At 74.7% G+C, this 11,777-nt stretch carries 13 protein-coding genes; 6 read left to right on the top strand and 7 right to left on the bottom strand.

Annotation, left to right across the window (positions count from 1 at the left end; genetic code table 11):
- Positions 1-17: 17 nt before the first annotated feature.
- The 3 genes from UQW22_RS06370 to UQW22_RS06360 form a co-directional block, all read right to left on the bottom strand.
- Positions 18-389, bottom strand: a complete 372-nt coding sequence (locus UQW22_RS06370; protein WP_407320066.1) for an STAS domain-containing protein — start codon at positions 387-389, stop codon at positions 18-20.
- A 131-nt stretch (positions 390-520) separates the two neighbouring features.
- Positions 521-1,015 (bottom strand): aminoacyl-tRNA deacylase, encoded by a 495-nt coding sequence (locus UQW22_RS06365; RefSeq protein ID WP_407320065.1) that lies wholly within the window; start codon positions 1,013-1,015, stop codon positions 521-523.
- 28 nt (positions 1,016-1,043) lie between these two features.
- A complete protein-coding gene (locus tag UQW22_RS06360; protein ID WP_407320064.1) occupies positions 1,044-3,392 on the bottom strand; it encodes a D-alanyl-D-alanine carboxypeptidase family protein in 2,349 nt (782 codons plus the stop codon).
- A gap of 177 nt (positions 3,393-3,569) precedes the next feature.
- Between UQW22_RS06360 and UQW22_RS06355 the strand changes: the two genes are divergently transcribed.
- The 3 genes from UQW22_RS06355 to UQW22_RS06345 all read left to right on the top strand — a co-directional run bounded on the left by UQW22_RS06355 (position 3,570) and on the right by UQW22_RS06345 (position 6,552).
- Positions 3,570-4,358 (top strand): LamB/YcsF family protein, encoded by a 789-nt coding sequence (locus UQW22_RS06355; RefSeq protein ID WP_407320063.1) that lies wholly within the window; start codon positions 3,570-3,572, stop codon positions 4,356-4,358.
- Positions 4,355-6,007 (top strand): carboxyltransferase domain-containing protein, encoded by a 1,653-nt coding sequence (locus UQW22_RS06350; RefSeq protein WP_407320062.1) that lies wholly within the window; start codon positions 4,355-4,357, stop codon positions 6,005-6,007. The genes UQW22_RS06355 and UQW22_RS06350 overlap by 4 nt, the downstream gene beginning before the upstream one ends.
- Positions 6,008-6,081: 74 nt before the next feature.
- A complete protein-coding gene (locus tag UQW22_RS06345; RefSeq protein WP_407320061.1) occupies positions 6,082-6,552 on the top strand; it encodes a hypothetical protein in 471 nt (156 codons plus the stop codon).
- Between the two features lie 3 nt (positions 6,553-6,555).
- On the opposite strand, the gene UQW22_RS06340 is transcribed toward UQW22_RS06345, so the two are convergent.
- A complete protein-coding gene (locus UQW22_RS06340) occupies positions 6,556-6,798 on the bottom strand; it encodes a hypothetical protein (RefSeq protein WP_407320060.1) in 243 nt (80 codons plus the stop codon).
- Positions 6,799-6,959: 161 nt separating this feature from the next.
- Here UQW22_RS06340 and UQW22_RS06335 point away from each other — a divergent pair, with 161 nt between their 5' ends.
- On the top strand, positions 6,960-7,115 hold the full coding sequence (locus tag UQW22_RS06335) for a hypothetical protein (RefSeq protein WP_407320059.1): 156 nt from the start codon (positions 6,960-6,962) through the stop codon (positions 7,113-7,115).
- Here the strand turns inward: UQW22_RS06335 and UQW22_RS06330 are convergent.
- Positions 7,103-8,464, bottom strand: coding sequence for a M20 family metallopeptidase (locus UQW22_RS06330; RefSeq protein WP_407320058.1), 1,362 nt, complete (start codon positions 8,462-8,464; stop codon positions 7,103-7,105). The two genes, UQW22_RS06335 and UQW22_RS06330, sit on opposite strands and share 13 nt — an antisense overlap.
- 142 nt (positions 8,465-8,606) lie before the next feature.
- On the opposite strand from UQW22_RS06330, the gene UQW22_RS06325 reads away from it, so the two are divergent.
- Positions 8,607-9,395, top strand: coding sequence for a class I SAM-dependent methyltransferase (locus UQW22_RS06325; protein ID WP_407320057.1), 789 nt, complete (start codon positions 8,607-8,609; stop codon positions 9,393-9,395).
- Positions 9,396-9,406: 11 nt separating this feature from the next.
- Here UQW22_RS06325 and UQW22_RS06320 read toward each other — a convergent pair whose 3' ends face one another.
- Complete coding sequence (locus UQW22_RS06320; protein WP_407320056.1) at positions 9,407-10,261, bottom strand: VOC family protein; 855 nt, start codon at positions 10,259-10,261, stop codon at positions 9,407-9,409.
- Positions 10,262-10,294: 33 nt separating this feature from the next.
- Positions 10,295-11,143, bottom strand: a complete 849-nt coding sequence (locus UQW22_RS06315) for a siderophore-interacting protein (protein ID WP_407320055.1) — start codon at positions 11,141-11,143, stop codon at positions 10,295-10,297.
- Between the two features lie 80 nt (positions 11,144-11,223).
- On the opposite strand from UQW22_RS06315, the gene UQW22_RS06310 reads away from it, so the two are divergent.
- Positions 11,224-11,721, top strand: a complete 498-nt coding sequence (locus UQW22_RS06310) for a hypothetical protein (protein ID WP_407320054.1) — start codon at positions 11,224-11,226, stop codon at positions 11,719-11,721.
- The last annotated feature ends 56 nt before the right edge of the window (positions 11,722-11,777 follow it).

Here is an 11,777-nt window from a genome sequence, read left to right as displayed (position 1 = left end):
CCCACAGCAACGACGGGTCAGGCCCCTGCGGGCTGCTCCTCACGGAGCACCGAGATGCGCCCCGACATCCCGACCATGTCGAGGACCTCGGTGACCGCCTCGGAGGGCTCGTAGAGGTGCACCGGCGAGCCGGTCTCCTGCCCGAGCATGTAGATCTGCAGGATGAACGCGACGCCTGACGAATCGAGGAACGTCACGTCGCGGACGTCCAGGACGATCGGGGTCACGGCGCGCCGCGCGACGACGGTGGACATCGCGTCGCTCGCCGCCTCGCGCAGGGCGGCGTCCACCTCGCCCCAGAGGGTGAGATAGGTCCCGTCGTCCTGGTGCTGGCACGAGATGCCTGAACCAGGGTCCGGTTCGAGTTCCGTGGTGCGGTCGGTATCCATGGGGTGTCAGGGCTCCCGTAGTGCCGTCGGCGGCCGAGCGTGGCTCTCCTCCCCCGACGAAGGCCACGGGGTCGAGTGTTCACCCGTCTCGTTGATTCGTCCAGTGGAGGATCTCGATCGTCACACGAGATTCATGCCCCGGACGGTGGGTCCGGCTCCGTGACGTCGGCGACCTGCGCCCCGAGGACACGCACCAGATCGTCGGCGTCCAGCGTCGCCGCCACCCCGGGAGCACCCGCGCCGATCGACACCTGCCCCGACCCGGGGATCGAGCCGTCGGCGACCACCGGCCACCGGGTCAGGGCCCCGAACGGGGTGATCGTGCCGCGCACGTACCCCGTGACCTCCCGGGCCACGTCGGCGTCCGGCATGGACAGCCGGTTGACCCCGAGGAACGCACGGAGCCGGGCCCAGTGGATGGCGCGACCGCCCGGGACGAGCACGAACAGGAAATCACCCTCGCCACGGCGGACCACGAGCGTCTTGAGCACCTGGTGCGGGGAGAGCCCACGAGCAGCGGCGGCCTCTGCCAACGACCCGACCCGGCCGTGCCGGGTGACCTCGAACGCGATCCCCGACGCCTCCAGACCTCGCCGCGCCCGTTCCTCGGTCTCGGACCCGGTCATGGTCGCTCGACCGGGAGGCGGCGTCGGGTCACTTCCCGTCCGCCGGCTCGCCGTCGGGGTCCTCCGGGTCCTCCTCCTTGGCGTCGTCGAGGCCCAGCAGGCGGTTGACGATGCTGCGCTCGGCTTCGTCATCCTCGGGGTCCTTCGACGGATCGTCCGTCGGCTCCGAGGACGTGCTGGGCGACGGGCTCGGCGTCGGATCCTCCGTGAGTTCCTCCGTGGGGTCCGTCGTGGGCTCCTCGCTCGGCTCGTCCGTGGGGTCCGTCGTGGGCTCCTCGCTCGGCTCGTCCGTGGGGTCCGTCGTGGGCTCCTCGCTCGGCTCGTCCGTGGGGTCCGTCGTGGGCTCCTCGCTCGGCTCGTCCGTCGGGTCCGCCGTGGGCGGGCTCGGCGTCGGAGTCTTCGAAGGTGCCGGTTCCGGGCTCGGCTTCTTGCCGCCGTTCCCAGGCGTCTTCGACCCGCCGTCGTCGTTGGTGCCGTCCTTCTTGCCGTCAGACTTCTTGTCAGTCTTCTTACCGTCAGACTTCTTGTCAGTCTTCTTACCGTCAGACTTCTTGTCAGTCTTCTTACCGTCGGACTTCTCGTCCTTCTTGCCGTCGGCCTTCTTCGTGTCGGCCGGCGTCGCCTCGTCCTGACCGCCTCCGGACGACCCGTTGCCGTCCGACGAGCTTCCGGACGTCTCGAAGTCCGCCGTCGAGGTGGCGCGGTCCGGCACCGGCCCGGCGGCGAAGAACTCGAAGTGCCAGGGCTCGGGCTTGCGGCCGTCCGGTCGCGCCCAGGTCGGGTTGTCCCAGCCGTAGTCGGGCCCGTGGACCCGGAGCCAGGCGTACTCGGCGGAGGTGCCGCCCGAGATCGGGTGGGAGAGGTCGACCGCGAGCCCCCACCCGTGGTTCGACGTCCCGGGCACCGCGGCCAGGTGCGGCTTCGCCGCCCGGACGGCGACCTGCGAGTCGTACGAACGGTACGAGTCGGTGAGAGGGATGTTGGTGCCGAAGCGGTCGCGGTACGCCTCGTTGAGCTTCTCGAACTGCACGGCGGCGTCGCAGCGGAGCATGTGACCCGGTGCCCACGGGACGTCGCACAGTACGGAGGCCGGGATCCGGCCGTTGCCGTATCCGGCCGTCGAGCCCGCGTGCTGGTCCACGACCGCACGGAGCGCCGCGGACAACGAGGCGGTCGCGGCGTCCAGCGGCTGGCCGTCGGCCGTGACCGGCGTGCCGTCGCTCAGCACGAACGTCCCGTCCTCCAGCTCGGTCACCGCCGGGCGCACGTCGACGACGTATGTCGCCGACGCCGGGTCCAGGAGCGTGGCGAGCCGCGTCGCCGCCACGACGACGTCGTCGAACGTCACCGCCGCGTGCGCGTGCCCGTGCTCCTCACCCTCGGCGGCCACAGGCGAGTCGGCGTCCGCCGTCGGGGCGTCCTCGCCCCGCTCGTCCGCAGCGGGGTGGTCCACAGCGGGGTCGTCCACAGCCGAGTCGTCCGCGACCAGGTCGTCCGCAGCGGGCTCGTCCGGCCCGCCGGTGGAGGCGTCGTGCTCGTACGGGCGCGCGACCGGCAGCGTTCCGTCGTCCGCGAGCAGCTCGTCCAGGGTGGGGAGCTCGAGGCTCGGGACCTCGACGGGCTCGACCGGCTCGAGGTCCGCCGTCGCCCGCGGCCCGTCGCCGTCCTCGTCACCAGCGGCACCGTCGCCGTCCTCGCCACCGTCGTCGGCCGGGTCCTGGTACTCGATCTCGGGCGCGCCGAGCTCGCTCTGGTCCTGCGGCCGCACCGAACCCGCGTCGGCCTGGTCGGGGTCCTCGGCCGGGTCGGCCTGCGCCGGTGGTCGCAGGTCCTCGTCACCGAGACCGTCCGTGTCGACGATCTCCTCGACGTCGTCCTCGGGTGCGCCGGCCGTCCCGGGGTCCGGCGCCTCCTCGACGACGTCGTCGCGGTGGTCACCGAGGCCCGGACGTGGGGCGAGGGACGCCTCCTGCTGGGCGACGTAGATGGTCAGGAGCGATCCGAGCTCGGCGGCGGCCTGCTGCACCTCGGGATCGAGCGAGCGCCCCGCCTCGATCGCGGCGAGCTCGGCACGCTCGATGACGTCGAGCACCTCGCCGACCGTCCTGGGGCCCGTGGGCGACGACGCACCGATGACGCCCACGACCACCGGCTCCGGCTCCACCGGCGCGGCGAACGCGGGATGCTCGGTGAACTCGTTCCACGGGACGTCGGCCATGGATCCGGCCATGATGCCCGCGGCGAGCGCGAAGGCCGCCGATCCGGCACCCAGGGTTCGCAGCACCGGGTGGATCCGTGAGGAGGACGGGGCACGCTCCGAGGAGCCGTCGTCGACGCCGTCGCGTCCGCCCAGGTCGCCATTCTTGTCGAGCGCCACGTGAACCCCTCTGCCAGCTGCTGTGCTGCCTTCCGCATCCTCGCACATGCAGGTGCCCCGATGCTCCCGGCAACTCCCCCTGTGGACAACTGTGCGGCACGAGTTCACGGCGCGCCACCCGTCGTGCGTGTTCTCACCCCGACGTCACCCGGCCGGCGCCGGGGCACACTGGGTGTCATGACCGGATCCCCGACGACGATCCCGCGGATCGACCTGAACAGCGACCTCGGCGAGGGCTTCGGACGCTGGAGCCTGGGCGACGACGACAGCATGCTCGCCGTCGTCTCGAGCGCGAACGTGGCGTGCGGGTTCCACGCCGGCGATCCCCTCACGATGTGGCGCACCGTGCGGGGCGCGGTCGCGCACGGGGTGACGGTCGGGGCGCACGTCGGCTACCGGGACCTCGCCGGGTTCGGGCGCCGCGCGCTGGACGTGCCTTCCGATGAGCTGCGCGCCGACGTGGTCTACCAGCTCGGTGCGCTGCGTGCCGTCGCCGCGGCGGAGGGGACACGGCTCCGGTACGTCAAGCCGCACGGGGCGCTGTACAACACCTCCGCGACGGACGAGCGGGTCGCGGAGGACGTCGCCGCCGCGGTCGCCGCCGTCGACCCGACGCTCGTGCTGCTGGGCCTGCCGGGCAGCGTCGCGCTGGCCGCGGGGGCCCAGGCCGGTCTGGCCACCGCCACGGAGGCGTTCGCCGACCGCGCCTACACCCCGTCCGGGACCCTCGTGCCCCGCGGCGAGCCGGGCGCGGTGCTCGACGACGCCGAGGAGGTCGCCGCCCGCACGCTGCGACTCGTGGTCTCCGGCCTGGTCACGGCGGTGGACGGGACGGACGTCCCGGTGCGGGCGGACTCGGTGTGCGTCCACGGCGACACCCCGGGCGCCGTGGCGATGGCGCGCCGGGTGCGCAGCCTCCTCGCGGAGGAGGGCGTGGCGCTGCGCTCCTTCGTCGAGGACGCATGACCGGGGGCTCCGACGACGCGACGCAGCCCGGTCGCTCCCGTCGCCCCGTGCGGGTGCTCGTCGCGCGCGACGACGCGCTCCTGGTGGAGGTCGCCGACCTGGCGGCTGCCGTCGCGCTGCACCGGTCGCTGGCCACCGAGCCGGTGCCCGGCGCCGGACAGCCCGTGCCGGGGGCACGCACCGTCCTCGTGCCGTTCGACCCCTGGGTGGTGCCGGCCGCGACGCTCGCCGACGAGCTGCGCGTCCGGGCCGGGGTGCCGCCGTCGGGCACGGAACGGCCGGGACGCCGGGTGGAGGTCCCGACGGTGTACGACGGCGCCGACCTGGACGACGTCGCGGCGCACCTCGGGTGGAGCGCGGCGGAGGTGGTGCGGCGGCACACGGCCGCACGCTGGACGGTCGGGTTCGTGGGGTTCGCCCCGGGGTTCGGCTACCTGGTCGGCGACGACCCGGGGCTGGTGGTCCCCCGCCGGGCGACCCCGCGCACGCGCGTCCCCGCGGGGGCCGTGGCGCTCGCGGGCGAGTACTCGGGCGTCTACCCGCGCGAGAGCCCCGGCGGGTGGCAGCTCGTGGGGCGGACCGACGTCGCCACCTGGGACCTGCGCCGCGACCCGCCGGCCCTGTGGGTGCCGGGCGACGAGGTGCGGTTCGTGGAGGTGCGGGAGTCGGTGCGCGGCGCCGGGCCTCCGTTCGGCATTTCCGGCGTCGTTCGGCAGTCCGTCCTGCCGAACGACGCCGGAAGTGCCGAACGCGACGGGCTGGAGGTGGCCGGACCCGGGCTGCAGACGCTGGTGCAGGACCTCGGCCGCCCGGGGCACGCCGACCTCGGGGTCACGGCGTCCGGGGCCGCCGACCCGCGCAGCCTGCGCGCGGCGAACCGCGCCGTCGGCAACCCGGCCGGCTCGGCCTGCCTGGAGACGCTCGGCGGGCTGCGGCTCCGGGCCCGCGGGGCCGGCGTCGTCGCCGTCACCGGCGCGCCGGGCACCCTCCAGGTGGTGCCCGACGGCGGTGGCCCGGTCCGCGAGCCGGCGCCCGGCACGGCGTTCGCCCTGACCGACGGCGACGAGATGACGGTCGGGCCGCCGGCTCGCGGGCTGCGACGCTACGTCGCGCTGCGCGGCGGACCCGACGTGCCGGCCGTCCTCGGCTCCCGCTCCACCGACGTCCTCTCCGGGCTCGGACCCGACCCCCTGCGTCCCCGCACGTTCCTGCCCGCCGCGACGACGACGTCGGGCACCGTCGCCGCCGGAGACTCCGGCGCACCCGACCCGCAGCACCTGCCCGCCCCGGGCGAGACCCTGACCGTCCACGTGACGCTCGGGCCCCGCGACGACTGGTTCACCGCCGACTCCCTGCGGCTGCTGACCACCCAGTCCTGGGAGGTGACGGCTCGCTCCGACCGGGTGGGGCTCCGCCTGACCGGCGACGCCCCGCTGGAACGCCGGCCCGCCGTCCGGGGCGCCGAGCTGCCCAGCGAGGCCTGCGTCACCGGCGCCCTGCAGGTCCCGCCGGACGGTCTGCCCGTCCTCCTCCTCGCCGACCACCCCGTCACCGGCGGTTATCCCGTGGTGGCCGCGGTGACGTCGTCGGACGTCTGGCGCCTCGGCCAGGTCCCGCCCGGCGCACGGCTGCGCCTGCGTGTGACGTGAGTGTGCGCAAGATCTCCACCAACTCTGTGGTGGCGACCACACACAGATCACCGGATCCCAGGCAGAATCGGGCCATGACGTCAACGACGACCAGCACCTCGACCGGTCGAGCACCGGGCCGCGCCGCCGCGGCCGGCCTGCTCGCCGTCACCCTCACCCTCGGGGCGTGCTCCGTCCCGAACGACGTCGAGCAGTACATCGCCGACGCGCAGGTGCAGGCCGAGACCCTCGACGCCGATCTTCAACAGCTCGCGGACCAGACCTCCGAGCTCACCTCAGGACTCGGGGAGGACGTCACGCACGCCGTCGACTCAGCACAGGCCGCCACCGACGAGGCGCTCATCGCGCTCGACAAGGCCGCGGAGTCCTCGGACAGCGCGGTCGTGGCGCTCGCGGACGCCCAGGTCGCGCTCGAGGCCGCCTCGGCGGAGCTGAACCACGTCATCGAGCATGCGGACACCACGCCCGAGGTCGCCACGGCGCTCACCGAGCTCCAGGAGCAGATCAACGCGCTGCGCGGCCAGACGGAGAACGCGGGCGAGTAGCGCTCAGGCGAGCCACTCCCGGGCCGCGGCGACCAGCAGGTCCACGCCCCGCTCCAGCGTCGGCTCGGGCACCGGGGCGAAGAACGGCGAGTGGTTCGGCGCGACCGCCTCCGGCAGGTTGCCCATGCTCGCCGTCGACGGGTCGAAACCCTCGAACAGCGCGGCGTCGAACCCGCCGACGAACCAGTAGACGAGCGGGACGCCGGCCCGGGTCGCGAGCACGCCGACGTCCTCCGAACCGGCCACCGGCGGCAGCTCCACGACGACGGGCCGCCCGCCCGCGGCCTCGACCCGCTCCCGCCCGGACTCCAGCGCGCGCTCCGTGTGCCTGGGCGTTCGGCGCCGGCCCGCACGTCCTCGGGCTCCAGTTCCACCTGGAGGCCGACCACACGCAGATCGAGCGGTGGTTGGTCGGGCACGCCCACGAGCTCGCGTCCGCACGCATCGACCCCGGCCGTGTCCGTGCGGACGCCGCCGCGCACGGCCCCCGGCTCGCCGAGGCCGCGGAGCGAGTGTTCGCACGCTGGCTCGACGGGATCCCGCAGACGTCTCAGTCGAAGTAGCCGGGCACGTCGATCGGGCCGCCCGCCGCCTCGAACTCTGCCTCCACGGCCGCGCGCAGGGCCGGGTCGCAGAGGTAGTCGAGGGCGACCTGGGCGAGCCCCGCGGCGCCGTCGACGGCGGCCCGCTCGGCGTCCGGCCCGCCCGCCGCCGCCGCGAACGCCTCGGTGTGCAGCGCCACGGAGGGGCCGGAGACCTGGATCAACGGGTGGATGCCCGGCACCCGGAAGCTGACGTTGCCGAAGTCCGTCGACGCCGCCAGCGTCTCGGAGACCACCCCGCCCGGCAGCACGTCGCGGCCCCGCGCCTCCTGGGCCGCCACCCACCGCCTGGTGAGCGCCTGGTTGGTGCGCACCGGCAGGGACGGGTGCGCGCCGTCGTCCCAGTCGATCCGCACCTCGGTGCCCGTCATGAGCGCCGCACCCCGGGCGACGTCGTCCAGGCGGCGGGACAGGTCGCGCAGGGTGTCCGGGTACTTGGAGCGGGCGTAGAGGTGCATCACCGCGCGCTCGGTGATGATGCTGGGCCGCGTGCCGCCCTCGACGATCGTGGCGTGCACACGGTCCGACGGCGGCATCTGCTGCCGCAGCAGCCCGATGCCCTGGTAGGCCAGGTTCGCCGCGTCCAGGGCGTTGCGCCCCATGAACGGTTGCGCCGACGCGTGCGCCGCCCGTCCCGTGAAGGTCCAGGTCAGCAGCCGACGGCCGAGCCAGACCTGGTCCGCGACGTCCACGCCGTACGGATGCACCATGATCGCGGCGTCGACGTCGTCGAACGCCCCGGCGCGAGCCATGACCTCCTTGCCGCTGTGCCCCTCCTCGGCCGGCGTGCCGAGCAGCACCACCCGGCCCGACGGCGCGTCCGGGCCGGTCATCACCCCGTGCAGCGCGAGGAACGCCCCCACGCCGGCGGCCGCGATGACGTTGTGACCGCAGGCGTGCCCGATCCCCGGCAGGGCGTCGTACTCGGCGCAGATCGCGATCGTCGGACCGCCGGCCGGACCGGGACCCGCCAGCTCCGCCCGGAACGCGGTCTCGGCGCCGTGCACCCCGAGCTCCGCCTCGATGCCGTGCCGCGCGAGGAGGTCCACGAGCAGGCGGGCGCTCTCGTGCTCCTGGAAGGCGGTCTCCGGGTGGGCGTGCAGGGTCTGCACGACCCGCACCAGGTCGGGGCCGAGGGCGGCGGCCGCCGTCTCCACCGCGGCCCGCAGCGCGGGCGGAGCCCCGCCGTCGCCCACCGGGACGGGCCGCGCGGCCTGCGCCGCGAGAGCGACACGACGGCGTTCCTCCGTCTCCTCGACGACGTGGTCGAGGTACGCGGTGCTAGGCGGGGGCAGTCCATCCACAGGCATGCCGTCATCGTACGGATCCGTCGGCAGGCGAGGGTGCCCGCCGTCCGGGACGCCCGGAACCCTGTTGCCGGTCCGGCAACGTCGTTTCCGCTGCGCGACCCGCCGGTGGAGCATGGCACCGTCCGCACGCTCAGGAGGCCCGATGTCCCGCGAAGTCCGTCTGCTCGACGACGTCCGACCGGACGAGTCCGACCACGAGTTCCTGCCCGGCATGTCCCGCGACTGGCTGATGCCCTGGTACGACCTCACCGCCCGCTTCCGGGGCCTCGGCCGCCTGTACCGCCGCACGGTCGAGCTCGCGCAGATCGGGCCTGGCGAGCGGGTGCTCGACGTCGGCTGCGGCACCGGCAACCTGTCGCGCGAGGTGCTGCGCGCCGCCCCGGACGCCACCGTCACCGGGCTCGACCCCGACGGCGACTCGCTGCGCCGCGCGGCCCGCAAGCTCCGCCGTCGCCGGCGTGGTGAGGTCACGCTGGTGCGCGGGTTCGCCCACCGCCTGCCCGTGCCGGACGCCAGCCAGGACCACGTCGTCTCGTCCCTGGCGCTGCACCACGTGCCGGCCGAGGAGAAGGAGCGCCTCGCCGCGGAGATCACGCGGGTGCTGCGGCCGGTAGGGCGGGTGACCGTCGCGGACTTCGGCGGGGACCACGCGAGCGCCCACGGTCACGGGCGCGAGAGCTCAGGGCACCGCCACGACAGCAGCGCCCACGGCGAGCACGGCGCCCGTCGGCCCGGGGACCACCGGCACCGGCCGGGAGCGCCCGGGCGACAGCCCGGGCACGGACCGGGCAGCGGCACCCACGACGCCGACAACGCCGACGGCGGGATCGAGCGGCTGCTCACGGCGGCCGGTCTGGCGGACGCACGCACGCTGGAGCGGATGTCGCTGCTCGGCGACTCGGTGGTGTTCGTGCAGGCCCGACGCCCCTGACGGGCCGTGCCTCAGCCGCCGTCCGGCGGGGCGAACTGCGACAGCACGAGCACGGCGCCCTGGGGGTCGCGGACCTCCGCCTCCCGGGTCCACTCCGTCTCGGCGGAGGAGAGCACGGTCGCGCCCGCGCTCTCGGCCGCCGCGACGGCGACGTCCCGGTCCGCGACGGCGAACGCGACCGACCACCGGGCCGGGCCGTCGTCCTCGACGACCCCGGCGACCGCGTCCGCGAACCCCGGTGGCGCGAACGCCTGCCGCTCGAAGATGTCGGGGTCCGACGTGGCGGCCAGGTGCTCGCCGTAGCCGGGGACGCGAGCCATGCCCACCGCCAGCTCCGGGTCGACCTCCCAGCCCAGCACCGGCCCGTAGAACGCGAGCGCAGCCGTCGCGTCTGGTGTGCGCAGGTTGCTGAAGTTCCACGTGCCGGGGGCGTTGACCGTCTGCGCGCCGAGCCGGGTCCCCGCCTCCCACAACCTGCTGGGGGCTCCTTGCGGGTCGCGGATCCGCGCCATCCGGCCGGCGGGCCGGTCGGGCGGACCCACCGTCTCCGGCCCGGTCTCGACCACGCCCCCGGACGCCGCGACGCGCGCGGAAGCCGTCACGACGTCGTCCACCGCCAGGTAGGTGTTCCAGGCGAGCGCGCCGCCAGCGGGGACGTCGGGGGTCGCGACGGCGGCGACCGCCGTGGCGTCCGTCCCGTCGAGCGACGCGACGACGTAGCGGCCCGGCACACCGGGTGGCAGCATCTCCGTGAAGGTCCAGCCGAACAGCGCGCCGTAGAACGCGAGCGCCGCGTCCACGTCCGGCGGCTCGAGGTCGATCCAGCACGGCACGCCGTGCGGGTAGGTGTGCGGTGTCATCGCCATGGACCCATGGTGCCGCGCGCCACCGACAGGCCGTCAGTCCGGGTCGGTCGGGTCCAGCGGCTGGTCGTGGTCGAGGTTGACGGTGCCGCGCCGCCAGTAACCGGAGATCGCGAGCTGGTCCGGGCGCGCACCCGCCTCGTGACGCAGGTACCGGCGCACGGGAACCAGCTCGCCGGCCTCGCCGAGCGCGACGAGGAGCTCGCCCTCGTCCGGGCCGCCCAGCGAGCGCACGGCCTCCTCGAGCTGACCGGGGCCGTCGGTGCGGTACAGGATCTCGACGTCGGCGTGGCCCAGCTCGGCCTCCACGAACGACTCGTCGACGTCGTCGCCGATCTCCACGACCGCCGTCACGCGGACGTCCGGCCCGACGGCCTCGACCCAGCGCGCCGCGGCGGGCAGCCCGGTCTCGTCGACGACGACGGTCAGCCGCTCGACGCCCTCCGGCACGGCGACGCTCGCCCCCGGCCCCACGAGCACCACCTCGTCGCCGACGGCGGCGCGCGACGCCCAGGCCGAGGCCGGGCCCTCGTCGCCGTGCAGCACCCAGTCGACGTCCACCTCGGCCACGCCGTCCACGGTGCGCCGTGCTCGCACCGTGAGCTCGCGCGAGATCGACACGACGCCCGTGGGTCGCTGGATCCCGCCGTCGGGGGCGACTGTCGGCGCGTGCAGCTCACCGGTGGCCGGGTCGGGCAGGAAGACCTTCACGTGGTCCTCGGGCCCCGGGGACCGCAGCGCCGCGAGCGACGACGCCGCGACCGGGTCCGCGCCGTCGGGGTCCCGGAACGTGGTGCGCACCATCGAGCCGGTGAGCCGGCGGACGGCGTGCACGCGCACACGACGGGGGACGAGGTCGAACGAGGTGCGAGATCGGGTGAACACCTCTCGATCCCATCACGGCCGGTCGTCCCCGCGGAAGGGCGGCCCTGGTGCGCAGGACCCGCGTCCGGGACACTGGGCGCATGACCGATCCGTACCAACCGCCCCAGCCGTCCTCGACGCCCGGCGGGGAACCTGCCCCCGGGCAGCAGGGTTCCGAGCAGCCGCAGGGCCCGTCGCAGCCCGCGCCCGGGTACGGCCAGCAGTCAGGCGCCCAGCCGGGTTACCAGCAGCCCGGCCCCCCGCCGGGTTCCTCCCAGCAGCCGGGCTACCAGCAGCCCGGCTATCCGCCGGCCGGGTACCAGCAGCCGGGGTACCCGCCGCCGTATCCCCCGGACCCACCGGGCAAGACGATGGGGATCATCGGCTTCGTGCTGGCGTTCGTCATCGCACCGGCGGGCATCGTCGTCTCCGCGATGGCGCTGTCGGAGTCGAAGAAGGCCGGCTACGACAACGTCCTCGGCAAGTGGGGGCTGTGGCTGTCGATCATCTTCACGTCGCTGTGCGTGCTCGTCGTGCTCGCGTACGTCGTGTTCGCCATCGCGCTGTTCGGCACGGTGGCGACGAGCGTCAACTACTGACCCACGGCTCGCGGACGGGCGGCGCCCGGAGAACCGGACGCCGCCCGTCGCCGTGA

It is taken from the genome of Isoptericola halotolerans (assembly GCF_045689585.1).
Lineage (GTDB): Bacteria > Actinomycetota > Actinomycetes > Actinomycetales > Cellulomonadaceae > Isoptericola > Isoptericola halotolerans_B.
The sequence above is the reverse complement of the archived record's forward strand: the minus strand, read 5'-3'. Positions and strand labels throughout refer to the sequence as shown.

Excerpts from the sequence above, each read along its gene's own strand:
- UQW22_RS06325 (WP_407320057.1), top strand. The coding sequence starts at position 8,607 with ATGTCCCGCGAAGTCCGTCTGCTCGACGACGTCCGACCGGACGAGTCC.
- UQW22_RS06350 (WP_407320062.1), top strand. The coding sequence starts at position 4,355 with ATGACCGGGGGCTCCGACGACGCGACGCAGCCCGGTCGCTCCCGTCGC.
- UQW22_RS06330 (WP_407320058.1), bottom strand. The coding sequence starts at position 8,464 with ATGCCTGTGGATGGACTGCCCCCGCCTAGCACCGCGTACCTCGACCAC.
- UQW22_RS06365 (WP_407320065.1), bottom strand. The coding sequence starts at position 1,015 with ATGACCGGGTCCGAGACCGAGGAACGGGCGCGGCGAGGTCTGGAGGCG.
- UQW22_RS06355 (WP_407320063.1), top strand. The coding sequence starts at position 3,570 with ATGACCGGATCCCCGACGACGATCCCGCGGATCGACCTGAACAGCGAC.
- UQW22_RS06320 (WP_407320056.1), bottom strand. The coding sequence starts at position 10,261 with ATGGCGATGACACCGCACACCTACCCGCACGGCGTGCCGTGCTGGATC.
- UQW22_RS06345 (WP_407320061.1), top strand. The coding sequence starts at position 6,082 with ATGACGTCAACGACGACCAGCACCTCGACCGGTCGAGCACCGGGCCGC.
- UQW22_RS06310 (WP_407320054.1), top strand. The coding sequence starts at position 11,224 with ATGACCGATCCGTACCAACCGCCCCAGCCGTCCTCGACGCCCGGCGGG.
- UQW22_RS06370 (WP_407320066.1), bottom strand. The coding sequence starts at position 389 with ATGGATACCGACCGCACCACGGAACTCGAACCGGACCCTGGTTCAGGC.